Source organism: Patescibacteria group bacterium (assembly GCA_041675205.1).
Lineage (GTDB): Bacteria > Patescibacteriota > Patescibacteriia > GWA2-46-9 > GWA2-46-9 > JBAYUF01.
On sequence record JBAYUF010000003.1, the window covers coordinates 58887 to 82795 of the forward strand.

The 23909-nt window shown below is 49.2% G+C and carries 28 protein-coding genes and 2 tRNA genes; all 30 read left to right on the forward strand.

What is annotated here, in order from left to right:
- The first annotated feature begins 104 nt into the window (after positions 1-104).
- The 30 genes from WC052_02455 to WC052_02600 all read left to right on the forward strand — a co-directional run bounded on the left by WC052_02455 (position 105) and on the right by WC052_02600 (position 23904).
- A complete protein-coding gene (locus tag WC052_02455; protein ID MFA7286498.1) occupies positions 105-1436 on the forward strand; it encodes a transposase in 1332 nt (443 codons plus the stop codon).
- Between the two features lie 261 nt (positions 1437-1697).
- Positions 1698-2231 carry a hypothetical protein gene (locus WC052_02460; protein ID MFA7286499.1) on the forward strand — a complete coding sequence of 178 codons (534 nt, stop codon included), beginning with the start codon at positions 1698-1700 and terminating at the stop codon, positions 2229-2231.
- Positions 2232-2253: 22 nt separating this feature from the next.
- Entirely contained in the window at positions 2254-3135 is an 882-nt protein-coding gene (locus tag WC052_02465) for an EamA family transporter (GenBank protein ID MFA7286500.1), read from the forward strand.
- Positions 3136-3207: 72 nt separating this feature from the next.
- Positions 3208-3921 (forward strand): hypothetical protein, encoded by a 714-nt coding sequence (locus tag WC052_02470; GenBank protein ID MFA7286501.1) that lies wholly within the window; start codon positions 3208-3210, stop codon positions 3919-3921.
- A gap of 2 nt (positions 3922-3923) precedes the next feature.
- Entirely contained in the window at positions 3924-4445 is a 522-nt protein-coding gene (gene grpE / locus WC052_02475) for a nucleotide exchange factor GrpE (GenBank protein ID MFA7286502.1), read from the forward strand.
- Between the two features lie 122 nt (positions 4446-4567).
- Positions 4568-6484, forward strand: coding sequence for a molecular chaperone DnaK (gene dnaK / locus WC052_02480; GenBank protein MFA7286503.1), 1917 nt, complete (start codon positions 4568-4570; stop codon positions 6482-6484).
- Positions 6485-6502: 18 nt separating this feature from the next.
- Positions 6503-6787, forward strand: coding sequence for a DUF3467 domain-containing protein (locus tag WC052_02485; GenBank protein ID MFA7286504.1), 285 nt, complete (start codon positions 6503-6505; stop codon positions 6785-6787).
- Between the two features lie 29 nt (positions 6788-6816).
- Positions 6817-7902 carry a molecular chaperone DnaJ gene (gene dnaJ / locus WC052_02490; protein ID MFA7286505.1) on the forward strand — a complete coding sequence of 362 codons (1086 nt, stop codon included), beginning with the start codon at positions 6817-6819 and terminating at the stop codon, positions 7900-7902.
- Positions 7903-7979: 77 nt separating this feature from the next.
- The gene (locus WC052_02495) at positions 7980-8498 is read left to right on the forward strand and encodes a hypothetical protein (protein MFA7286506.1); all 519 of its coding nucleotides are present in this window, start codon (positions 7980-7982) and stop codon (positions 8496-8498) included.
- A 1-nt stretch (position 8499) separates the two neighbouring features.
- Positions 8500-9897, forward strand: a complete 1398-nt coding sequence (gene cysS / locus WC052_02500) for a cysteine--tRNA ligase (GenBank protein ID MFA7286507.1) — start codon at positions 8500-8502, stop codon at positions 9895-9897.
- Between the two features lie 3 nt (positions 9898-9900).
- Positions 9901-10368 carry a hypothetical protein gene (locus tag WC052_02505; protein MFA7286508.1) on the forward strand — a complete coding sequence of 156 codons (468 nt, stop codon included), beginning with the start codon at positions 9901-9903 and terminating at the stop codon, positions 10366-10368.
- On the forward strand, positions 10361-12892 hold the full coding sequence (locus tag WC052_02510; protein ID MFA7286509.1) for a type IV secretion system DNA-binding domain-containing protein: 2532 nt from the start codon (positions 10361-10363) through the stop codon (positions 12890-12892). Before WC052_02505 ends, WC052_02510 begins: the two co-directional genes overlap by 8 nt.
- Positions 12893-12991: 99 nt before the next feature.
- Complete coding sequence (locus tag WC052_02515) at positions 12992-13597, forward strand: hypothetical protein (protein MFA7286510.1); 606 nt, start codon at positions 12992-12994, stop codon at positions 13595-13597.
- Positions 13598-13654: 57 nt separating this feature from the next.
- Positions 13655-15136, forward strand: a complete 1482-nt coding sequence (gene dnaX, locus WC052_02520) for a DNA polymerase III subunit gamma/tau (protein ID MFA7286511.1) — start codon at positions 13655-13657, stop codon at positions 15134-15136.
- A gap of 53 nt (positions 15137-15189) precedes the next feature.
- A tRNA-Gln gene (locus WC052_02525) sits at positions 15190-15260 on the forward strand.
- Between the two features lie 115 nt (positions 15261-15375).
- Entirely contained in the window at positions 15376-16416 is a 1041-nt protein-coding gene (gene metK / locus WC052_02530; GenBank protein MFA7286512.1) for a methionine adenosyltransferase, read from the forward strand.
- Positions 16389-17234 carry a Fe-S cluster assembly protein HesB gene (locus WC052_02535; GenBank protein ID MFA7286513.1) on the forward strand — a complete coding sequence of 282 codons (846 nt, stop codon included), beginning with the start codon at positions 16389-16391 and terminating at the stop codon, positions 17232-17234. The genes metK and WC052_02535 overlap by 28 nt, the downstream gene beginning before the upstream one ends.
- Positions 17235-17389: 155 nt before the next feature.
- Complete coding sequence (locus WC052_02540) at positions 17390-17728, forward strand: FKBP-type peptidyl-prolyl cis-trans isomerase (protein ID MFA7286514.1); 339 nt, start codon at positions 17390-17392, stop codon at positions 17726-17728.
- Positions 17729-17731: 3 nt separating this feature from the next.
- Positions 17732-18061, forward strand: a complete 330-nt coding sequence (locus tag WC052_02545) for a nucleoside triphosphate pyrophosphohydrolase family protein (protein ID MFA7286515.1) — start codon at positions 17732-17734, stop codon at positions 18059-18061.
- Positions 18062-18064: 3 nt separating this feature from the next.
- On the forward strand, positions 18065-18811 hold the full coding sequence (locus tag WC052_02550) for a thioredoxin domain-containing protein (GenBank protein MFA7286516.1): 747 nt from the start codon (positions 18065-18067) through the stop codon (positions 18809-18811).
- Positions 18798-19232 carry a vitamin K epoxide reductase family protein gene (locus tag WC052_02555; protein ID MFA7286517.1) on the forward strand — a complete coding sequence of 145 codons (435 nt, stop codon included), beginning with the start codon at positions 18798-18800 and terminating at the stop codon, positions 19230-19232. The genes WC052_02550 and WC052_02555 overlap by 14 nt, the downstream gene beginning before the upstream one ends.
- Before the next feature lie 10 nt (positions 19233-19242).
- Positions 19243-19788 carry an 8-oxo-dGTP diphosphatase gene (locus WC052_02560; protein MFA7286518.1) on the forward strand — a complete coding sequence of 182 codons (546 nt, stop codon included), beginning with the start codon at positions 19243-19245 and terminating at the stop codon, positions 19786-19788.
- Between the two features lie 58 nt (positions 19789-19846).
- Positions 19847-19917: transfer RNA gene (locus WC052_02565), tRNA-Pro, on the forward strand.
- Between the two features lie 50 nt (positions 19918-19967).
- Positions 19968-20663, forward strand: a complete 696-nt coding sequence (uppS, locus tag WC052_02570) for a polyprenyl diphosphate synthase (GenBank protein MFA7286519.1) — start codon at positions 19968-19970, stop codon at positions 20661-20663.
- A 29-nt stretch (positions 20664-20692) separates the two neighbouring features.
- A complete protein-coding gene (locus tag WC052_02575; GenBank protein ID MFA7286520.1) occupies positions 20693-21073 on the forward strand; it encodes a DoxX family protein in 381 nt (126 codons plus the stop codon).
- A gap of 224 nt (positions 21074-21297) precedes the next feature.
- The gene (gene pgeF / locus WC052_02580) at positions 21298-22026 is read left to right on the forward strand and encodes a peptidoglycan editing factor PgeF (GenBank protein ID MFA7286521.1); all 729 of its coding nucleotides are present in this window, start codon (positions 21298-21300) and stop codon (positions 22024-22026) included.
- A gap of 22 nt (positions 22027-22048) precedes the next feature.
- Positions 22049-22258 (forward strand): hypothetical protein, encoded by a 210-nt coding sequence (locus WC052_02585; GenBank protein ID MFA7286522.1) that lies wholly within the window; start codon positions 22049-22051, stop codon positions 22256-22258.
- Between the two features lie 23 nt (positions 22259-22281).
- The gene (locus WC052_02590; protein ID MFA7286523.1) at positions 22282-22929 is read left to right on the forward strand and encodes a hypothetical protein; all 648 of its coding nucleotides are present in this window, start codon (positions 22282-22284) and stop codon (positions 22927-22929) included.
- A 2-nt stretch (positions 22930-22931) separates the two neighbouring features.
- Positions 22932-23192: a hypothetical protein gene (locus tag WC052_02595; GenBank protein MFA7286524.1), complete on the forward strand. Its 261-nt coding sequence runs from the start codon at positions 22932-22934 to the stop codon at positions 23190-23192.
- A 34-nt stretch (positions 23193-23226) separates the two neighbouring features.
- Positions 23227-23904 carry a TIGR00730 family Rossman fold protein gene (locus WC052_02600; protein ID MFA7286525.1) on the forward strand — a complete coding sequence of 226 codons (678 nt, stop codon included), beginning with the start codon at positions 23227-23229 and terminating at the stop codon, positions 23902-23904.
- Positions 23905-23909: the final 5 nt, after the last annotated feature.

Below are 23909 nucleotides of genomic sequence, written 5' to 3' on the forward strand. Positions count from 1 at the left end.
CGTTTTTCGTTCAGAAACGTCACTGACTTTGTTTCACTGCTCTTTCATAACTTATTCCCAACCTGTTCCTTCGGGAACGAAGCAGTACCTATAGGGAGGGTACCGTGGAACGTATTATTGGAATTCAGCATCGAGTCAAGAAGACCGCCAAAGGGGAAGCCCACCCTACGCGGGTGTGCATTCTCGACAACGGGCAGGTGCAGTTGTTCGAGCTGGCGACTGAGTCGGAAGAGCTAGACTTCGTGCTCGGCCGACTGCCCGTTTCGTATCGAGACGCTGAAGCGGGCGATGCGCTTGATGCAGTTGCGGAGCATCATCGCCAGTGGCGCAAGGTGCGTGAAGGGGAGGCTAGTGACGGTACGGCCTTATTCATCACGAGTGAACACGGTGGTGTGCGCCGTCTTCAGATACCGGACGTGCGTGAGGGGCTCAAACCTGGCGATAAGGTCGCCATGGTGCTCGGTGGGTCGGGCGATGCGTTCGCATACGCTCTCTCCAATCGCGGTGCAGCCATCGGTGCGACGGTGCATCGGTTGCCGCCCAGAAATCTCGCCCTGTGTCGAGGAGACAACAGCAAGGAAAAAGACGCAGAGCTTTTGGCTCGCTATCTGGAATCAGGTGGTGTTGGGTATCATCTTGTTCGCTCGCGCGATCGAGATGTCATTCGTCTCAGCATCTGCTTCCATGAGCGAATGCTGGCACTGAAAGATCTCATGGCGGCCCAGCAGCGACAGCATGGTCGAGCGATTGGTCAAATCTTTCTTTCTGAGGAGGGTCAGTATCCGGAGGGTGCACTGCTCGACGCAGTTACCACACTGCGTACCAGCGATGATTTGCTAGGTGCGTTGACGGTGGCGCATGAAGAACAGCTAGCGCGGCTGGTTGATGCAGCACAGAGTATGCCACTCTACGCTGCAGTGTTTGCGGATATCAAAGGCATCGGCCCACGAATTGCCGCTGGCATCATTGCAGCGACTGTGGATATTCGCCGATTTCCTTCGGTGCACGCATTCAAGGCGTTCTGTGGTGTTCATGTGCTGAGTGGCGGTAAGTACGGTGACGTACCGACGGATCAGCAGTTTCCCCGCAATAAGCGAGGTGTTGCAGGCAACTGGCAGCGCGACGCCCGCCAGGCGTTGTATTTGGCAGCGGCCGATCAGTTCGTGAAACGGCCTAATACGGAGTGGGGCCAGCGCCTCATTGCCAACAAGGAAAAGTGCCGAGCAAAGCATCCGGTAGTGATGTGCAAGCAGTGTGCCGCAGAGTTTGGTAGCACCTGTGCCAAGCTGAAGCACACGCGGCGCTATACCGACGGCCACATCCATCGAATGGCCTGCTGGAGAACGGCGACGCAACTTGCGGTGTACATTTACCGCGCTTGGCGGCGGTTCGAACGTGCACAGGAAGCCATCACCGACGTCAGTCAGGCGGCGTAACCAAAACAAGGAGGGGTAAAAGGAGTAGATCGGGGGGCGAGACGAGATTACAATTGTATCTTAACTGATACGTCTATCTGTATGTCTCTCCCCTCCCCTTCAGATTACAAAAAAGTAGTTTGCAGTTTGAAGGGGATCATATTGTGTACCGACTAGTTGCAGTAACACTGCCATAGAAAGGAAAGCAGTCAGACGAAGAAATCTGCTTGCTTAATTATCTTTTTTGTGTTATGGTATGTAACATAATAAGAATTCTTCACTATGCCCGATCAAGACCCGACAATAGAAGATCCCCGCGAGGCAGCAGCACGAGAAATGGATAAAAAAACGGCTGAGACTGAATTTAAATACGGTCAAAGAGTAACCGTTGAACGAAGCGGTCAAGATGGTGCCCCAAATTATATGGAAGACGGCTGGCAGGTTGTATATGAGCTTGATAATGGCAGCGTCTTAGTTCGAAATTCTGAGGGGGCTGAGAAATATCCAAGCAAAGAACTATTACGTTCTTGGCAGGATCCTAAGAATGATGAAAGAAGTCTCAATCCAGAAAAGCCAACTGCTGCTGTGCCAACTCCAGAGGTAAGTCAAAGGGAATCGGGTGAGCCAATCGTTATTGAATTTTTACCTTATCAAAAGGTTCGAGTTTTACGTGACGGTGCGACTGAGCCTGAAGAAGGATGGGAGGTGGTGAGCGCTGATTTTACCGCTGAACCACCACGTGTACTTGTAAGGAACCAGAGTGGCATTACAAAGAATGTTCGGAGAGAAAAGTTGATAGCCTGGCAGAGTCAGTAGTTTTTTCAATTTGTCATCCTTCATGACCTGGCAGATTCTTGCCGTCATCGCGCCGTTCTTGTGGGCGTGTACAAACATCATCGATAAGTTGGTGATGGAAAAATACGCTCGGCGCTCTATTGTGCCAATCGTTTTTGATAGCATCTGCGGGGTTGTGATTGGTGCGGCACTCGTTACCTATGCTGGCTGGCAGAACATAACGCCGGTCATTTTTGCGTTGGGGAGCGGCGCCGGTCTTATACTGTTACTTGCCAGTCTTTTATATTTTGCAGCAGTACGGCGTGGCGACATTTCACGACTCGTGCCAATGCTTTACTTCGTGCCGCTGTTTGTGGCCGTATTGGCCGCCGTATTCCTAAATGAAGTTTTTCCGGCCGTTCAGTATGTTGGGGTGCTGCTCTTGGTGTCAGGCGCAATACTAGTGAGCTACCAAAACGGGCGTATCGTGGTTGGCTCATCGATGTTTTTTCTTTTGGCCGCGACCATGCTGTGGGCAACAGCCATCGTCATTGAAAAGGGCATTGCGCCTGCTTCCTCAGCGCTGCTCATCCTTGGCCTCACCCGTTTCGGCGCTGGGTTGGCATTGCCGGCACTCCTATACTTTGGGGGCCGGGAGTTTCTCTGGACCATGCGGCAGCATGGCGTCTACGCACTCGGAGCCATGGGTTCGGCAGAGCTGCTTGGAACTACAGCCGAACTGGCGTTCTACGGGGCGCTCATACTTGGTCCAGCAACACTCGTTTCTGCCGTAAGTGCCGTTCAGCCGTTTTATGTATTAGTGCTCGTGGCTGTACTGGGATTTTTTGTGCCAAGCCTTTTAGAAGGTAGAACGACCGCTAAATCTTTCCTATTCAAATTTGTTGGTATAGTTGTTATGGCAGCCGGAAGTCTACTGGTCACATAGGGATTCTTGACAGGTTTTGCATCAGTTTTTATACTGTTAGCACTCTAATAAAAAGAGTGCTAAATTGTTTCCATGGAGTTTCCAGCCATTAATACCCGTCAGGCAAGTATCCTCGAGAGCATTGTTCGTCTTTATATAGAGACGGCTTTGCCCGTTGGTTCTGCCTTGGTACTGGCTCGTTCAGGGCTTAATGTAAGCCCGGCAACGGTGAGAAATGACATGGCGGAGCTTGAGTTGGCTGGTTACATTGCAAGCCCACACACCTCTGCCGGCAGAGTGCCAACAGAGCTGGCGTACGAGTACTACATTGCTCATTTTCTGAGCGACGTTTCCTTGCCCACTCCTGAAGAGCGACAGTTGCAGCACATTACGCAGTCGTACCAGGAGTTCAATGAACGGGTCCGCCAATTAGCCAAAGCCGTGGCTGGCTTCTCTTCAGCCGGCGTATTCATTGCGTCCGCTAATCAAGACATCTTCTACACGGGTCTGACTAACCTTTTTGCGCAGCCAGAGTTTCGAGAACAAGAGCAGGTGCACGCCATGAGCCAGGTGCTCGATCATTTGGGCGACGCCATGGCTGATATGTTTACGACCGCCGTAACGGACGACGTCTCAATACTCGTCGGTAGTAGAAACCCTCTTGGGAGCACGTGCAGTGTTATTCTGACGCACTGCCGAGTATCACCAGAGGTCGATATCATCTTTGGTATTCTCGGGCCGACACGCATGGACTACGACCGTAACGTTGCTCGGTCTGAACGATTTCGAGAATTTATGCATCAATAACTATGGACAACACTACGAACAACAACCCAGAACCAATAGTCGTTGAAGACGCACTCAACACGCCATCGAATGATGACGTTACTCTTGCATCGCAAGCAGCCGAATATTTGGCTGGCTGGCAGCGGGCGCGGGCCGACTATCAAAATTTAAAACGGTTGAACGATGAACGGTTTTTAACCGTGAACCGAGAAGTAAAACGTTCATTGTTACGGGATGCCGTGCCGGTTTTTGATGTACTGGGTCAAGCGCACAAGCAGTTTTCCAGTGGTGATAATTCAGCGTGGCTCGAGGGGGTGAAGCAGATTCTCGCAAGTTGGGGTGAGGTGTGTAAAAAATGGAATGTCACTGTCGTTCCTACTATTGGTACTGAGTTTGACCCGCGAATTCATGAGAGTGTTGGGGCTGACCCCCATACAGTGTCTGGGCGAGTTGCGGCAGAAGTGCAGGGTGGCTACTTAGTTGATGGTGAGCTCATTAGTCCGGCCAAGGTTATTGTGGGTACTGCACCACCTGACTCACCTTAGGCAGTTGTGAATAATTCACAATGTTTAAAAAGTCAGTCAGTCCCGCGTAGGCGGGGCCGTAGAACAAACAATATTACTACCAACGCAAATTCTTAATTCTATAAATCAGTAATTCATACAATATGGCAAAGATTATCGGTATAGATCTCGGAACAACAAATTCATGCATGGCCGTTCTTGAAGGGGGCGAACCAAAGGTTATAGAAAACCAAGAAGGGAATCGCACAACGCCGTCGGTCGTCGCCATGTCGAAGAGTGGCGACAGGTTAGTTGGTCAAATTGCCAAGCGGCAGGCCGTGACAAATCCAGAAAACACGGTTTTTTCAGTGAAGCGTCTTATTGGACGCCGATTCAGCGACGAAGAGGTGCAGCGCGATACAAAGCATATGCCGTACCGCATTGCTAAAGCTGGTGACGGCATTAAGGTTGTCATGGGCGACAAGGAATTTACCCCACAAGAAATTTCGGCCATGGTGCTGCAGAAGTTAAAGGCGGACGCCGAGGCAAAGCTTGGTGAGCCAGTAACTGAGGCAGTCATTACTGTGCCAGCCTATTTTAACGACGCGCAACGGCAGGCCACCAAAGACGCTGGTGAAATTGCGGGCTTGAAAGTACGTCGCATCATTAATGAACCAACCGCAGCCGCGCTCGCCTATGGCTTAGACAAGCATAAGGACGAGAAGATTGTTGTTTACGACCTCGGCGGTGGTACGTTTGACGTGTCAGTCCTTGAGGTTGGTGACGATACCGTTGAAGTCAAAGCGACCAATGGCGACACGCACTTGGGTGGCGATGACTTTGATCAAGTTATTATTGAGTGGATATTGGCTGAGTTCAAAAAAGATCAGGGTATCGACCTGGCAACAGACAGGTTAGCGTTGCAGCGCATTAAAGAAGCGGCTGAGAAAGCCAAGATTGAGCTTTCAACTGCTCAGGAAACAGAAGTTAATCAACCCTTCATCACCTCTGACGCTGCCGGACCAAAGCACCTGTCGCTTAAGCTCACTCGTGCCAAGCTCGATGAATTGGTGCGCGGTTTAATTGAAAGAACGCTGGAGCCTTGTCGCAAAGCACTTTCTGACGCGAAACTCACTGCCAAAGAGATTGACCAGGTGGTCATGGTTGGTGGTATGACCCGAATGCCATTGGTTCTGAAAACTGTTGAAGAGTTTTTTGGCAAGAAACCGCACTTGGGTGTTAATCCAGACGAAGTCGTGGCCATCGGCGCGGCCGTTCAAGCTGGTGTCCTGCAGGGTGAAATTAAAGACGTGCTGCTCTTAGATGTGACCCCTTTGTCGTTAGGTATTGAAACCTTGGGTGGGGTAATGACAAAGCTCATCGAGCGCAACACCACTATTCCAACCTCAAAGTCGCAAGTGTTCTCTACGGCTGCCGATAATCAGACGTCTGTTGAGGTGCATGTGCTGCAAGGTGAGCGAGATATGGCTGGCGACAACAAATCGCTCGGTCGGTTTGTTCTCTCTGGTATTCCACCTTCCGCCCGTGGCGTACCACAGGTTGAAGTAACGTTCGACATTGATGCGAACGGGATTTTGAACGTTAAAGCGGCTGACAAGGCAACCGGCAAAGAGCAGGTAATTACGATTACCGCGTCTTCTGGTCTCTCAAAAGAGGAGATTGAAAAAATGAAGAAGGATGCCGAAGTGCATGCCTCGGAAGACAAAACAAAGCGTGAGCTTGTTGAAGTTCGTAATGCCGCCGACGGGCTGGTGTACTCAACCGAAAAAGCGGTTCTTGATGCCGGCGATAAACTAGATGCTGCGGTGAAGACTGAAGTGCAAGAAAAAGTTGACGCATTGAAGCAAGTTAAGGATGGCGAAGATCTTGAGGCAATTAAGAAAGCTTTTGATGAGCTCGGCGTGGTGGTGCAAAAGGTTGGTGCCGCGCTCTATAAGCAGCCAGATGCGACAACGCCGCCTGATGCGGCTGCCGCAGACCAGGGTGACCAGCCTGCTGCCGAGGATGCAACGTATCGTGAGTCGACCGATGAGAAAAAAGATTCTACACCGAACGCTTAAAACATTAACAGCAATACTATGGCCGATCAGCAGATTCAAATTAAGGCGGGTGATGAAACATTGAAAGGTGTATACGCAAATCTAATGCAAGTGAGCCATCTCAATGAAGAGTTTGTGCTCGATTTCATGACCGTGTACCCGTTTCAGAATATTGGCACACTTAACGCCCGTGTTCTCATTAGCCCGGCGCACATGAAGCGAATGATTGCGGCTATGCAAGAAAATATGAAGCGATTCGAAGATGCCCATGGCACCATTCAAGCTGGTTCGGTGACAAATCCGGAAGTTGGCTTTCAAGCATAAACAGTCCTCATTAAACAAAAAAATTCTACATGGCGAAAGACTTCTATAAAGTGCTTGGCGTTCCGAAAGGTGCTTCGCCGGAAGAATTGAAGAAAGCGTATCGTCGGTTGGCGCACAAATTTCACCCAGACAAGGCGAAAGAAGGAACAACTGAACACAAAGAGCATGAGCAGCGCTTCAAAGAGATTAATGAGGCGTATCAAGTTTTGTCTGACACAAATAAGCGTCAGCAGTACGACCAATTCGGTGCGACCTTCGATCAGGGGCCGGCCGGAAGCGGGTATGGTCAGGGGTTTGGTCAAGGTGGCAATGTTAACGTAGATTTCGAAGACCTTGAGGATTTGCTCGGTGGCGTGTTCCGTGGTTTTGGTGGGACTCGACGGGGAGCAAAAACAAAGCGGGGTTCAGATATTCAGGTAACGGTTACGTTATCGTTCTCGGAAGCGGCGCTTGGCTCGTCTCAAAAATTGCGGCTCTATAAGCACATTGCGTGCGGTGTCTGTGCTGGTGACGGTGCGGCCAAGGGGAGTGCGCGAATAAAATGTTCAGAGTGCGACGGCAGCGGGCAGAAGACAGATGTTCAAAGTACAATTTTTGGAAGCTTTCAGACAGTGCGCACGTGTGAAACCTGTGCTGGTCGGGGAACAAAACCAGAGCACACCTGTGAGACGTGTCGGGGAACGGGCGTTGTTCGTGACACTGTTGAGGTGTCGGTTTCCATACCGCCAGGCGTAAGTGACGGGGACACCTTGCGGGTGGCTGGGCAGGGCGAGGCAATCAGTGGTGGCCACGCGGGAGATTTATACGTTGCTGTTCGAGTAGAAAGAGACAGCCGTTTTGAGCGGCATGGGAATGATGTTGTCTCCAGACTTGCCGTTTCTGTGCCTGAAGCAGTACTTGGCACCGAGAAAACAGTTACAACGCTTGATGGCGATATTGTTCTCACTGTTCCTGCTGGTACTGCTAGTGGCGCCATACTTCGCGTGCCGGGTCGGGGTATTGGTACATCGGGTAGTCGAAGAGGGGACCATCTGGTTCAGGTTACTGTTACGATACCTTCAAAACTATCAAAAACAGCCCGAAAGCTTTTTGAAGAATTAGGCGACGCCCTCTAGCGTTGAACGGTTCGGCGGTAAACGTGTTCGCTTCATGTGAATTTCGCGCTATACTACTAGCATAGCGTAATCATCACATGCTCGAAGCGATTCAAAGTATAAATTGGTCCGTACCAAGTTGGGATTTATTTATTGCCTTATTTTTTGTTGCGTCTGTTTTTTTCTACAGTTTCCATGTCGGCCGAGATCGACTGGTTGTTTTGCTCATTGCAACCTATATGGCGTTGGCTGTAGCCAATGCTGCGTCGCAATTTGGCGTATTGGTGTCGTTGACGTCAGCCGCTGAGGCGCACGTTTCGTTTCAATTGTCGGCATTTTTAGGAGTTTTTCTTTTTATATTTGTAACCCTATCGAGTAGCGTCTTGCTTAACGCTCTAACCGCTGGTTTGCAGGGTTCGTGGTGGCAGGTGCTCATATTTGGCATGCTACAAGCCGGGCTATTCATGAGTATCATCCTATCCCTTTTACCAACCGACCTTCTGGCTTCGTTGTCGCCAGTAACGAGAGACTTGCTCGTGAGCGGACAAGCACGATTCGTGTGGGTCACCGTACCTATTGTTGCCCTCGTACTTTTTGAGCGTCGTTCAAAGAGCTAGCATGCAGGTGCTTCGTCTTTACGATTCACTCAGTCGTCGCAAAAAGGTTTTTAAGCCCATTCGGCGACGGGTCGGGCTTTATACGTGTGGTCCCACGGTGTACGACTACGCGCATATAGGTAATTTTCGAACATTTGTTTTTTATGACATCGTGCGAAGAACACTTCGTCACCTTGGATATCCGGTGCAGCACGTCATGAATATTACTGACGTTGGACACTTAGCAGCTGACTCGGATTTCGGTGAGGAAAAAATGGCCGCTGCGGCTCTTAGAGAGCGAAAAAATGCTTGGGACGTAGCCAAGGCATACACAAAAAGTTTTCTCGAAGATGCGGCCAAGCTTAATGTGTTACCCGCCAACAAACTGCCTCGGGCGACAGAGCACATTCCCGAGCAAGTGGCGCTTATCAAAGAGTTAGAACGTAAGGGATTTACGTACAGAACAAGTGACGGCATTTATTTTGATACAGCAAAATTTCCGAAGTACGGTCGTCTGTCTGGTCAAACACTCAAAGACAAAGTAGGCGGTAAGCGAGTCGCTATTGGCGACAAGCGTCAGGCAAGTGATTTTGCGCTTTGGAAATTTTCACCAACCGGGGTGAAGCGAGATATGGAATGGCCAAGCCCATGGGGCAAGGGTTTTCCTGGTTGGCACATCGAGTGTTCGGCTATGAGCCGGAAGTACTTACGGCAACCGTTCGATATTCATTCTGGGGGGGTAGATCATTTGGCAGTGCATCACGAAAATGAGATTGCTCAATCCGAGGCAGCCTACGGTAAGCCGTTGGCAAACTATTGGTTGCACGGTGAATTTTTAATTGTTAAGCAAGCACGTGGTGGCTTTAAGCGTATGGGAAAATCAGAGGGGAACCTCATGACAGTTTCTGATGTAGCGACAACGTATAACGTTGACCCATTGGCACTCCGATACCTTTTTTTGCAGACCCATTACAGAAAGCCTTTGCAGTTTGATTCGTCCGCTCTCTTGGCAGCGAATCAGGCGTTAGTACGACTTCGGGAACACGTTGCTCGACTACCACGGGCTACGCGTATTGGTGTGCCGCAAATTGAAAGTGCATTTGCGGCAGCTATAGCGAACGATTTTGACATTCCAAAAGCGCTCGCCATTGTTTGGCAATTAGTGCGCACGACAAAGAAGTACGAGGGTGCGGCAGTGCGGCGGTCGTTACGTTCATTCGATACTGTCTTAGGGCTTGGCATTGAAACTGCTCGGACAGTTTCGACTATTCCGGATACCGTGCAGCAGCTGGCGAGCGAGCGAGAAAAAGCGCGAAAAGAGAAGCGGTGGGCCGACGCAGACAGCGCACGGGATGAGGCTCAGCGGTTGGGGTATCGCATTGAAGATACTCCAAGCGGCCCACAGATAAAAAAAATATAAGGTATGGCTACACCAGAAATTAAAAGAGAATACACGGCAACCCCCGAGCAAGAGTTCAGTGAAACTGCTCCGCAAACTATTCCGAGAACCGCAGTACCCGATAGCGCTGAGCCCGTGGCGCGCGCGGTGCCGCAACCGGTGTTGGTGCCAATTGTTTCCCCCCTTCAATCAGCACCAAAAAGTCAGACACTGCAAGAGATAGAAACGATTATGGCCGAAGATTTGGCGGGCATATACGCTTCACTTGATGCACCAACCAGAAGCGCCTTAAGGGTGTCTGGAGAGCAGGCAGCATTGAAGATTAGCATTCTTTTGCAATCAGCCAGTTCGCAATTAATTAAAATTATCAAAATCATTCGCGATTGGTTGCGAACCATTCCGGGCATTAGCTGGGCTTTTATTGAGCAGGAAACAAAAGTGAAAACAGGTAAGCTTTTGCGTCTTACCGATAAGCACGATAGGTATGAGTAGCTTCCTCCCAGCAGTGCCAAGTATAAACGAACTCACCGCCACAGTGCTCGTGTGGGGTATGATTAGCGCCGCGACGGCCCTTCTTTTTCTTTTCGTACTCTACGTATTTTATCGCCGTTTGTATCATACTGGTGCATCGTTTAACAAGGTAACCTTACTCATTACCGTACCAAAGCGTAGTCAGCAGCAAGATGAAGACAGTACGATTGAAAAAATCCGTCAGCAGATAGCCGTAGCGGAAACATTTTTTGCGGCGATTGCGGGGCTTCGAGCGGACAGAAGCGTTAGTTCCTATGTACTTGGTCGTCGTGACCATCTGTCTTTGGAACTCGTTGCTTCACAAGGCCTTCTCTCTTTTTACATTGTCGTGCCAGCGTCACTTCGTCGTTATGTTGAACAGCAAATTCATGCGCAATATCCTGATGCCAATATTGACGTCGTCATTGAGCCAAACATTTTTTTATCACATGGCGTGGTTCGAGCTGCTGGGCTGCGTTTTCGTCGTTCGTTTATGTTTCCATTGCGTACGTATAATGATATAGAAACAGACCCCTTAGCGGCTGTAACGAACGCATTTAGTCGGGTGGGTACGAATGGTGCTGCGTTGCAAATAGTTATTCGCTCTGCCAAGCGACGATGGCATAGGTTTGGGCAGCGAACGGCAGCTGAATTTCATCAGGGTCACTCATTCCGCGAAGCATATGCCCGTGGTCAGCGAAGCACCTTTATGCGTGGCGTGTCAGCCTTTATGCGGGCATTTCATAATCAAGCGATGCCAAAACAGCCAGCGGCACAAGCCGAGCAGGTACGGCCACATCAACTGTCGGCCCTCGAGCAAGAGATGGCTAAACGGGTTGAACAAAAGACAAGTAAGGCTGGCGTTGAGGCGAACATTCGTATAGTGGTCTCGGCCAGTACTGAACATGATGCCGATAGAATGCTTGATAATATGGTGCAAACGTTCAGTCAGTATAACCTTTACCAGTACGGTAACAGTTTCGTTCCCGTGCGAGTCCGCCGGCAAGTGGCATTCATACGGCGGTTTATCCATCGTCAATTTGTTCGTCGCAATTCGGTAATTCTGAACACGGAAGAGCTCGCCAGTCTATTTCATTTTCCATTGCCCTCGACCGAGACGCCGAATATTCGTTGGTTGCGTTCAAAGAAAGCCCCGCCGCCAAATGAGTTGCCTGACGAAGGCATAGTGTTGGGTGTCAATCGATATCGCGGCGTAGATCGCGTTGTTCATTTTGACCCGGCCGATCGTCGTCGGCACTGCTACATTATTGGTACCACCGGCTCCGGAAAATCAGTGCTGATGGGGGAGATGGCCAAGCAAGATATTAAGGCCGGGCACGGGGTTTGTATTATTGATCCGCACGGCTCATTGGTTGAAGAAATACTTGAGAGTATACCGCCGGAGCGAGCCAAAGACGTCATTTATTTTGATCCGTCAGATACTGATCGGCCACTCGGGCTGAACATGCTCGAAGCCACGACGCCAGCCGAAATGGATTTTGCGACACAGGAAATGATTGCCATTTTCTACAAGCTGGTGAGCGACCCTTCAATGATTGGTCCAATGTTCGAACATAACATGCGTAACGCCATGCTAACGCTTATGGCTGACCCGTCGGCACCAGGGACGCTTGTGGAGATTCCCCGCATGTTCACTGACACTGAATTTCAGCGTCGTAAGGTAAAAAATCTAACTGATCCGATAGTCAAAGCCTTTTGGGAACAAGAAATGGCCAAGACGTCAGACTTTCACAAATCGGAAATGCTTGGGTATCTCATTTCAAAAGTTGGTCGATTCATCGAGAATGCCATGATGCGAAACATCATTGGTCAGCCGAATTCGGCTTTTGATTTCCGTCGCGTTATGGATGAGAAGAAGATTTTTCTTGTGAATCTTTCAAAAGGAAAAATTGGAGAAATGAATGCGAATTTATTGGGCCTTATTATTGTTTCTAAGCTGCAAATGGCCGCGCTGTCTCGGGCTGACTCTCCGGCCGATTCATTTCCCGACTTTTATCTTTACATCGATGAATTTCAGAACTTCATCACGGATTCGATTGCGACGATTCTTTCTGAAGCTCGAAAGTACAAGCTCAACCTTGTTATGGCGCACCAGTACGTTGGTCAACTCGTCCAAGGACAGGATACAAAAATTCGCGATGCGGTATTGGGGAATGTGGGTACGATAATTAGTTTTCGGGTGGGCGTTGAAGATGCTGAGGTTTTGGCCAAAGAGTTTGCTCCGGTCTTTAGTGAGTACGACCTGATTAATGTTGATCGTTATCACGCCTACGTTCGACTATTGGTCCACAATAGTGTCACCCGGCCGTTCGACATAGACACCTATCCGCCAACTATTGGTTCTGCCGAACGGGCACTTTTACTTCGTGAAGCATCACGGCTTCGCTACGGTAAAGATCGGCAGTCGGTTGAGAATGACATTCTTCTGAGAAGTAAAATTGGCCAGCTGGGTGTTACAAATGCGGTCGACGGGCCAGCACGATAGTTGAAAACTTTTTGTTAGAACACAAAACACGCTAGACGCAAGTTTATTGGGTCGCTATACTGAATGAGTGCGTAAAAGTGTCTGTCCAAAAAAAGAAAAATGCAAAACGAACAAGATATAAATATAATTACCCCGACGGATGTTCTAGAGGATGAACCCTCGAATACAAAACACATTGTTGACGCCAAGGTTGCTTTGGCGCATCAGTTGCTTGAAGAGGCAGTTACATTACTTGAAAGAGTTCGTCGGTTGCTTAATATGGAAACGGTTGCGGCTAGTGGAGAGGGTGAGGAAGAGGTACTAGAAGATGATGACGAAGCGGGTGAAGGTCGTGTTGTTGAGGGTATCTTTGACGGACAACGGATGATTGGTCCCGACGGTCGTCACTATTCAGTGCCGGCCAATTATGCCTCTAAGTCTAAGCTTATTGAGGGCGATCTGCTGAAGTTAGTCATTACGGCTCGTGGCGCATTCGTTTATAAACAGATTGGTCCGTCACCCAGGCGACGACTACTCGGACTACTCGAGCATTCAACAACAGGCAGTGACTGGTGCATTAATGTGAGTGGCCGACGATATCACGCGTTGACTGCGAGTGTTACTTTCTTCCGAGGTCGTGAGGGCGACGAAGCAGTTATACTGGTGCCAGAGGGTGGTGAAAGTAAATGGGCGGCAATTGAAAATATTATTCACGATCGGGGTTAGTTTTGTTGGTATTCTGCCATTGAGCCTAAGGCTGTTTTGCGGTACGCTGCAGTAACTATGCCAAGCGCACTCTATCAAAAATACCGCCCTAAGACCTGGCAAGACGTTACGAGCCAGCAGCATATTAAAACCACCCTTCAGCACGAGATTGAGCGAGACACCATAGCGAATAGCTATCTGTTCGTTGGTCCTCGAGGTGTTGGAAAAACAACTGTCGCCCGTCTTTTTGCAAAAGCTATAAATTGTACGGCTCGCGCTAAGGGCAGTGCCGAGCCATGTTTGCAGTGTCAAAGTTGTTTGAAAATTGAAGCACGCCAGTCACTTGATATTATTGAAATTGATGCCGCCTCGCATACAGGCGTTGATCATGTCCGTGAGCACATTATTGCTTCGGCCGAAGTTCATGCCGGTCACGGGGCCTATCGGGTTTTTGTGATTGATGAAGTGCACATGCTTTCGACCGCGGCCTTCAACGCCATGTTGAAGTTGATTGAAGAACCGCCACAGCATGTTGTTTTTATACTCGCCACAACCGAGGTACATAAAGTACCGCAAACTATAATTTCTCGCTGCCAGCGTTTTGATTTTAAACGCATTAGTGCCTCAGGGGTTCGAGATAGGTTGCGTCGTCTGGTGGACGCTGAACGGGCAAACGTTGCCGCTGATGTACTCGCCGCCATTGCGCTGGCGGCTGATGGTTCGCTTCGAGATGCGGAAAGTATGCTCGGTCAAGTGCTGGCGCTCGGCGAAGCCGAAATCACCATGGAGGAAGCGTCGCTGGTTATTCCTCGGGCGGTCATTAGTGAAGCTGCCGGTATGGCTGGGTCAATGCTGCGCGGTGCCGGTGGTGAGGCCATTGTGCGTATGCAGCAGCAAATTGATGCGGGTATTTCAGTGCCGGTACTTATGGACGAAAGTGTTCGTTGGCTTCGGACGTTACTGCTCATTCGAGCCAATGACCGGCCAGACTTATTTATGCAGGACGTATTGGGAGAGCTTTTTGAAACAGCTCTAGAACAGTCTCGAGCCGTGTCAGCAACGAATCTTATGTCGGCGCTCGACATTTTTATTCGTCGCCGGCAACTACTTGGTCAGGGCCCCGTCGAGCAATTACAAATGGAACTTGCGATTTTAGAGGTAGCTGAACGTATTGGCGTACGTGATGAGTCTCCGAGAGTACAAGGCAGTTCAAGTACGGCTTTACCGGAACCCGAGATAGCGTCGCAGGAAGTGAAGCCGTCAAAACCAGAAGTACGTGAGGCGTCTGAGGTCGTCGATGTCGCCCCTATTGCCGGCCGATGGCAGGAGTTCGTGTCGCATGTGGCGGAAAAAAATCGTTCTCTTTCGTATGTGCTGGCAGCGGCGGTGCCGCTTGGGGTGAGCGGTAATCGGCTCGCCATAGGCGTGCAGTATCCGTTTCATGTGGATAGACTAACAGAATCAAAAAATAGAGCTATTTTGACAGAGGCGGCTGGTTCTTTTTTTGGAACAGCATATTTATTAGATATTAGTATCGTGAGTGCTGCACTATCGGTTTGACGCGTTTGCTCATTCTCCGTATGCTTTCTGAACTTATGGTTTGCGGGCAGTGCTGCCGGGTCGTCTAACGGTAGGACGCTTGGTTCTGGCCCAAGTAATCGGGGTTCGAAACCCTGCCCGGCAGCAGTGCTCGTAAGTCGTATTTTTAACCACATTATAGTATGGGTGGAAACAGCGCCAAACGCGCTCGCCAAAAGCAGAACAAAAAGCAGGCGAAGCGTGACAAGCGGAAGTAAATAATGTTTGACTGGCGTACTATGTACACTGTTGAGAGTGTACGGGCTGGGCATCCAGATAAGGTCTGTGACCAAATATCTGATGCAATTCTTGATGCCTGTTTGGCACAAGATCCATTGAGTCGAGTAGCCGTGGAGGCTTTTGGTGGCCACGGCATTATTATAATTGGTGGTGAAATAACAACCGCTGGTTACGTTGATGTTCGCAATGTGGCGTCTGCGGTCATGGCGCGGATTGGTTATAAAGAAAATATTGGTGTCGTTTCAAATATCGTTGCTCAGTCACCTGAAATTGGGGCTGGCGTAGATCAGGGTGGCGCTGGGGATCAAGGTATCATGTATGGGTATGCGACTCGGGAAACAGAACTCTATTTACCAAAGGGTGTCGCACTGGTTCATGAAATAGTGAAGCGCATTGATGCGGTGCATGATTCGGGTGCGCTGCCCTGGCTCCGGCCCGATGGCAAAGCGCAGGTCACCATTTCTGCCGGTGCGGTTGCCACGGTAGTCGTGAGTGTTCAACATACTGACGTACAGCTAGACGTTATTTCGAAGGGTATTCGTGAGCACGTGCTCGCACCCCTCAATATAGAAGCAGGTACCGTACTGATTAATCCAGCCGGGCCATTTACCCAGGGTGGTTTTTCTGCCGATACTGGTCTCACGGGGCGAAAAATTATGGTTGATACGTACGGTGGCTTGGTGCCGCATGGTGGCGGGTGTTTTTCGGGGAAGGATGCGACGAAGGTTGATCGCTCGGGCGCTTACATGGCGCGATTTGCCGCCAAAAATATAGTTGCGAGCGGTTTGACTGAGGAGTGTTTAGTTTCCGTTGCGTATGCAATAGGTAAGGCTGAACCGGTCATGTTGTGTGCAACAACGGGGGACGGAAAAGATATATCCACAGCGCTGCGTAGTTTTGATTTTCGACCAGCGGCGATTATTGAACGGTTGGATTTACGTCGGCCAATTTTTGAAAAAACTGCCGTCTATGGTCATTTCGGCAGAGTTGCCACATGGGAAGAAATACAGCCACTGCCGTAGTTCCGACGCAAAAAACTATTCTCGCCTTGCAACGTAAAATTTTACGTTGGTATGCTATTCATGGTCGACACGATTTGCCCTGGCGAGTTCGAAGAACACCCTACCGTGTACTTGTGGCTGAAATTATGCTGCAGCAGACCCAAGTAAGTCGTGTGCTGCCAAAATATGAAAAGTTTCTAGGACAATTTCCAAGCTTTAAGGCCTTGGCGGCTGCAAACCCTGCTACGGTTCTTCGTTTGTGGTCGGGCTTAGGATACAATCGCCGCGCATTACAACTGTTGGCGTGTGCTAAACGGGTTTGCCAAGAGCACAGAGGTAGATTGCCAGAGGACCATAAAACGCTCCGCAGCCTTCCTGGAATTGGTGAGTATACTGCTCGGGCGGTAAATGTTTTTTCTCGTAACAGTGCAGCGCCGTGCATCGATACGAATGTTCGTCGGGTGATTCTGTCTGAGTTAAGTTTGTCAAAGACCATGCCAGTAGGGGAACTAACCGTAGTCGCTCGACGTTTAGTACCAAAAGAAAAATCATGGTTATGGCATAGTGCACTCATGGATTATGGTGCCGCTGTTTCTACCGCACGAGCGACTGGCATTTCGCCGAAGGTCAAGCAGACGCCGTTCAAGGGCTCCGTTCGAGAAGTGCGAGGTAAAGTTCTTCGGTATCTTTTAGAACAACGGGCAGAACAGTCGATGAAAGTATTGCGGGTCGTTACCGGCGCAGAAACCCAGGTACTGCAAAAAGTTTTACTCACGTTAACGCGTGAGGGTTTTATACAGAAACGGCGAGCGGGGTATCAAATAGTAGCAGCACCGTAGCCTTTGATACGTAGATTTGCTACCATTCTTTCACTATGATAAATCGACACTATCTCATAATCGGCGGAATCGTCATTGCGGCGCTTGTCGGCGTTCGCTTACTTAGCGGTGCCTTGCGGCAGGAATCTTATTCATCCAATGTTTCAAAAATTACTATGCGGGAAGAAAATACAGAAAAATTAGGAATAGAGACATTGACCGAGGGTAACGGCGCTGTAGCCGTGTCAGGGAATCGGGTAGCCGTGCATTACACTGGCTGGTTGGTGGATGGCACAAAGTTTGATTCAAGCGTAGACAGGGGTACTCCGTTCACGTTTACCTTGGGGGCCGGTCAAGTTATTGCTGGTTGGGATCAGGGGGTGGTGGGAATGAAGGTTGGCGAAAAACGACGATTGACCATTCCTTCGCTCCTCGGGTATGGCGCATCAGGTGTTGGGCCAATTCCGCCAAATGCCACGCTCGTTTTTGAGGTTGAACTTTTGGCTATCAATTAACGTATGACGTTTGACGAGTACGCCACTGAAGCCGCCAAGACTGCACTGTATGTTAATGCTGGAAATAATGTAATTTATCCAGTCCTTGGTTTGGCGAGTGAGGCGGGTGAAGTGGCGGGTATTGTAAAAAAGGTACTTCGTGACGACGGTGGTGTATTCAGTGATGACCGCAAGAAAAAATTAGAAGCGGAGCTCGGAGATGTGCTTTGGTACGTGGCTCGGGTAGCGGCTGAAATGGATTTATCGCTCGACGCTGTTGCAAAACAAAACATTCAGAAGCTGGCGTCTCGCCAAGAGCGCGGGGTGCTGCAGGGTAGTGGCGATAATCGATAATATATGACAGACCAAACACAGATGACCAAAAGTGAACGTCGACGTCTGCGGCAAGAGGAGTTACAAAAACAGCGGGCGGCCTACAGTGCAAATGGCACACTGCGCCGAATAGGCGTGTGGTCATTTGTTGTAATCATACTTGTTGGTAGCGTGTGGGCCTTGTCTCGCTATGGTAGTACCGGCTCAAGCGGTACGGCGGGATACGTCGCCGGAGCAGATGAAGTAACGCCAACTGATCATCTCCTTGGTAACCCGGACGCCGCCGTAACGTTGGTTGAGTACAGTGATTTTCAATGTCCGGCATGCGCCAGCTATCACCCGATTGTAAAACAGATTATGGAGACGTATGGCGACCGAGTGCGATTTGTCTATCGTCATTATCCGCTTCGTCAAATTCATCCGAACGCCGTGCTCGCTTCCTCTGCTGCAGAAGCGGCGAGTGAGCAAGGAAAATTTTGGGAAATGCATGACCTGCTATTTGCTCGGCAACGAAGTTGGTCTGATGATATCAATGCCAAGGGAACATTTTCGGATTACGCCGAAGAGCTTGGTTTAAATAAAGACACTTTTTTGGCGGCTATGAGTGGCGACGTGATTGCGGACCGGATAGCGACGGATGAAGCCAGTGGCAATCGTTTAGGTATTGCTGGTACACCAACGTTTTTTTTGAATGGCGAAAAGTTATCGGTCGGGGCGACGTTTGAGCAATTTGCAGCACAACTTGACGAGAAGTTGAATGCCCAACCATAATCGATTTTCATTCGCTTATATTTTCATTGGGTTCCTTGGTTTTTTGGATGCCAGCTACTTAGCTATCGAACACTATCGTGGCCTGGTGCCAACCTGCGGGTTCATTCAAGGTTGTGACGTTGTCACCACAAGCAGTTTTTCAGTTCTGTATGGCGTGCCGCTGGCGTATTTGGGCGTCGTATACTATTTAACCGTGCTTCTTTTGGGAGTGGCAAGTTTTGATTTTAAAGACGAACGATTGTTCTGGCTTTTAACTGCCTTATCGGTAATTGGCTTTGGTGCTTCGCTGGGGTTTGTTTACCTGCAGCTTTTTGTACTCAAAGCCATTTGCATTTATTGTATGGGGTCAGCGGTAACTTCGACAGCACTATTTATTACTTCACTAACATGGTACTGGTCACAACGGGTGCAAAATAGTTAATTGAATTCGCATGCATCCGATTGAGGCGCAAGTAGCGGAATATTTCAGCAAAGGCAAAAGAGCTCGTCCAGCGCTCACGTTAGCCATGGTGCTTGATACGGCTGGTGAACGAATACTGCTTGGCTTAAAAAAACGTAAGCTGGGTGCTGGTTACTACAATGGATTCGGCGGTGTGGTCGAAGTTGGTGAATCAGTTGAAGACGCAGCGAAACGTGAACTTTTTGAAGAAAGTGGGTTAACGTATCAGACGGGTCATTACAGCGGGTTACTCGAAATTGTGTATAAGGATTGGAACGAGAGAATTTTTATTTACATTTTTACTGTTACCGCAACAACAGGGGAACCAATAGAAACTGAGGAAATGACACCGGCCTGGTTTCCACTTACCGCCATTCCGTATCCGCAAATGTGGCCAGACGATCATTTTTGGCTGCCGTTACTGCTCGTTGGTCAGGAGTTTCATGTTCGCTGTACGTACGAGAAGGGATTATTTGAGACACCACAGCTATGTTTAATTTCAAGTCATGCGCCAGTGTTGCCAGCGGTTTCACCCTAACGTACACTCTGTAAAATCAAATCTCGTCGTTAAAGTTAATTTTTTCTTCTTTTTCTCTCGGGGTATGGGGTAGTGGTAGCCCGCGTGCATGGGGTGCATGTAGTGGCGGTTCGATTCCGCCTACCCCGAAAGAAAGTGTGGAATGACAGAAGTTATTTTATAGTTACTTCATAATACGTATGCCCACTACAACTTCACCACTTCACCACGTCGGCTTCATCATGGATGGCAATAGGCGATGGGCGAAAGCTGCGGGTTTACCAACACTAGAGGGTCATCGCCGTGGCTATGAAAAGTTGAAGGAGGTTGCCCGTTGGTGCGCCGAGCTCGCCATACCACAGGTAACAGTGTACGCATTCTCGACAGAAAATTGGAATCGAGAAAAAAATGAGGTTGCGTATTTGATGCAACTCCTTGAGCGGGCGATTAAAAACGAAGTAGCAGAAATTCAAGCTTCCGGGTATGCAGTAAAGGTTATTGGGTCAATTGATGCCCTGTCGCCTGCTTTGGCTGAGGCGTGCCATGCGGTAAATAGTAATCAGTTGCAAAATAGTAAGGGAACGCTTTACTTAGCCATAAATTATGGTGGCCGCACAGAGATACTCGACGCCACCCGGCAATTACTACGGCAGGCAGTCCCTCCCGAAACAGTAACGCCGGAGCTGTTTTCGTCGATCCTGTACGCCCCAGAAGCGAGCTCCGTGGATCTTGTTATTCGCACCGGCGGAGAGCATCGGTTGTCTAATTTTTTGCTTTGGCAAGCGGCGTACGCAGAAATTTTTGTGTCAGATACGCACTGGCCGGCTTTGACGAAAGATGAATTTACATCAATAATTTCATGGTACAGCAATCGTCAACGTCGGTTTGGTAAATAGAGAAGCCATTATTTATTTTTTCATTTCTTATGATACAAAAGAATCATGACCTCGCAGTGCTTCTGGTTCGCGTCACTGTTGGAGCCGTCTTTATTGCGCACGGTGTTCAAAAATTGGGAGCACTTGGAATGGTTGGAGGGTTTTTTACGAGTCTTGGGCTGCCAGCCGTTTTGGCAACAGTTGTGGCGGTGGTTGAAGTCGCTGCGGGTGTCGCGGTGCTGCTTGGTATTGCAACACGGATTGCAGCTCTTGGTATAGCGGTAATAATGGTCGGCGCAATATTTTTTGTTAAATTTTCGCTCGGTTTCCTTGGTGGCTACGAGTTTGAGCTTGTTTTGCTTCTCATCGCTTTGTCCCTTGTCGCCTCCGGACCTGGCAGGTATAGCGTAATGCCGAACAGTACTTTATAAGTAAACGTTTAATTTAAAACAACAGCCCCGACTTTTGTCGGGGCTGTTGCGGTACTCTGCGTTCTAGTCTTCTGAACCTTCTGTGTCACCCATGCTTTCCCCGCTATCGCAGGTGCAAGGGTCGTTGCCGCAGACTGGACATGAGTCCATAGGAAGCGGTTAGGTGAGTAAGTAGTGAAATTATAATAGCCCGTGTAAAAATCGCAATAGGGTATACTTGAGGTATGGAAAAGAAACAACAATTACAATGGCAAATTGATAAGGTTGTATATTGGGGTGCGTCGTTGGTTGGAGATGGCTCAATGCGTCTTGGTGGCACAGACCGCATGGGTGTAGAGCAATGTCGTCGTCTTTACTTTGAGAAAGTTGGATTATCCAATACGGGCATGGTGGCTGCATCGTTAGTTCACGGTGCGAGTGTGCATGTAGCGACAGCGTCTGACGCTGGTAAGGTGATAGCAGATGTTGATGCCTTGGTTACAAGAACGCCGCAGCTTACCTTAAGCATTACTTTTGCAGATTGTCTGCCAGTGTATATTGCGGACAGTAAGGCGCGGGTGGTTGCGGTGCTTCACGCTGGCTGGCGTGGTCTTGCGGCTGGTGTGGTTATGGCAACCGTTCGCGCCTGCACAGACCTGGTCAGCAGTAAAGCAAGCGAACTAGAAGCCTATATTGGCCCCGCAATATGTGCCGAGCATTACAGTGTTGGTATGGATGTTGCCAAAACGTTCAGTCATTACAATGGTGCCGTTCGGAAAGATAAAAATGGCGGTCAGCAACTTGACCTCATAAACGTAGCGAAGCAGCAATTACAAGCCTCAGGCCTCGCCGATAGCAGTATAACGTCGGCCGGTATCTGCACCTATGAAACGGCCACATATTTTTCTAATCGAAGAGATAAACCCCGCGAGATTGAGGCTCAAGTGGCCTACATTGGCTTGCGCAAGCAGTAGACTGACGATATCATTACCGCATATGGGATTATTTGATCAGATGAAAATGGCAAAAGAGCTCATGGCAAACATGAGCCCACAGGAGATAGAGCGTTTAACGTCTCAGGCGAGTACCATGAAGGAGGCGCTTCAGGAACAGATTGAAGCGGCAGTAGCCGCCGAAATAAGTAAGCGTCAGCTCATCACTCGGCAAGAGGTGGAACAAATGCTTAACGCCATTCGCGAAAACTAATCATTGCTATTTAATAAATTTGTATGAATAAAGTATTTCTCGCACTGACGTTCTTTTTGTTACTGCCCAGTATGGCGGTGGCAAAACAAAACGAAAATGAACGTTTTGATGCCTCAAAACCTCGAGCCCTTGAGCAGCGTTTGGAAAATCATCGGCGTACGCTGAACGACGACGTTAGTAAAGCCAGGCTTGAGGTTAAAGATTTACGCGAGAAGCAACGGGAGGAATTAAAGGAAAAAGTTGAGGGGTTGCGTGACGCACGAAAGAAAGCCGCCGTTGAACGTATCGCAGCGAATTTAGATAGAGCGAACGAAAAAGCTGTCGAGCGGTATGGTGAAGCATTGGATAGACTGGATCTGGTCATTGCGAAAATCGAAAAGCGGATTAGCGATCTTTCTGCAAAGGGTGTGGTCGTTACAGAAGTAACTACCTTACTTACCGCAGCAAAAGCAAAAATTGTTGCTGCCAGAAGCGCCCTGGTGACGCAGTCGGCAAAAACGTACCCACTTACCATTACAACTGAAGAAAATTTGGGCGTAACGGTAGCGGCAGCTCGTCAGACCCTTCACAGTGACTTAAAGGTAGTGCAAGAAGCAGTAGTCGCCGCTCGGGAAAGTTTGACAAGCGTGCTATCAGCATTGCGATTACTTACCACTGAAACGAACGAATAAGTATGTCGAGAAAAATAATTATTAGCCTCGTCGTTTTTGTTGCGCTCATTTCAGCCACGGTGTACCTACAGCAAAAGAAGGCGCTAGCGCCATCCGTATCCAATGAAATTTCAGAAAGTACCACCGAAGACGTACAGGCGGTAGATGAAAGTAAGACAACAATCGAAGATATTGATGCTGACCTTTCAGAGGTGCCGAACGATTCGCCTGATACCTTTATGGTGGATATAGACGAAGACGTTGTTCTTTTGCAAGAAAATTAAAAATGGCGGCCTGGCCGCATAAAAATAAAAAATCATGGACGCTCTGACATTCGCTTCTGCTCCAAAACATAGCCTATCGAACGAAGATAGATTAAAACGGATTACCGAGGAATTTCGAGAAGGGTTTACCCTTGCCGAAACCATTCAGCGTGGCGTAACAATATTTGGCTCGGCCAGGGTTAAGCCGGGTGAGCCAAGCTATAATCAGGCACGGCAATTGGGTTTTTCTTTGGCTAAGGATGGGTACACTATTATTACAGGTGGTGGCCCTGGCATCATGGAGGCGGCAAATCGTGGTGCGCGAGAGGCGGGTGGTCGTACGGTTTCTTTTAATATCGACCTCATCAAGGAGCAGGGAAATGCTTACGTAGATGCGTCGGTAACCTCGTACTATTTTTTTGTTCGGAAGGTTATGTTGGCCAGCGCCGCGCATGCCTATGTTTTTTTCCCTGGCGGCTTTGGTACCCTTGATGAGTTCTTTGAGATTTCAACGCTCATTGATACGCATAAGTTGCATGAGGATGTTCCAATGGTGCTGATGGATAAAGAGTATTGGGAGCCATTACTGCGTTGGCTTCGTACAACGGTTGTCGAACGGTATCATAGTGTAACGCCTGCCGAGTTCCGCATGTGGCGACTGGCAGAAAATGTGGCTGACGCGGTCGATGTGGTGAAGCAATGCAGTGGTCGGATGGGGGTCTGTAGGTATTAATAATC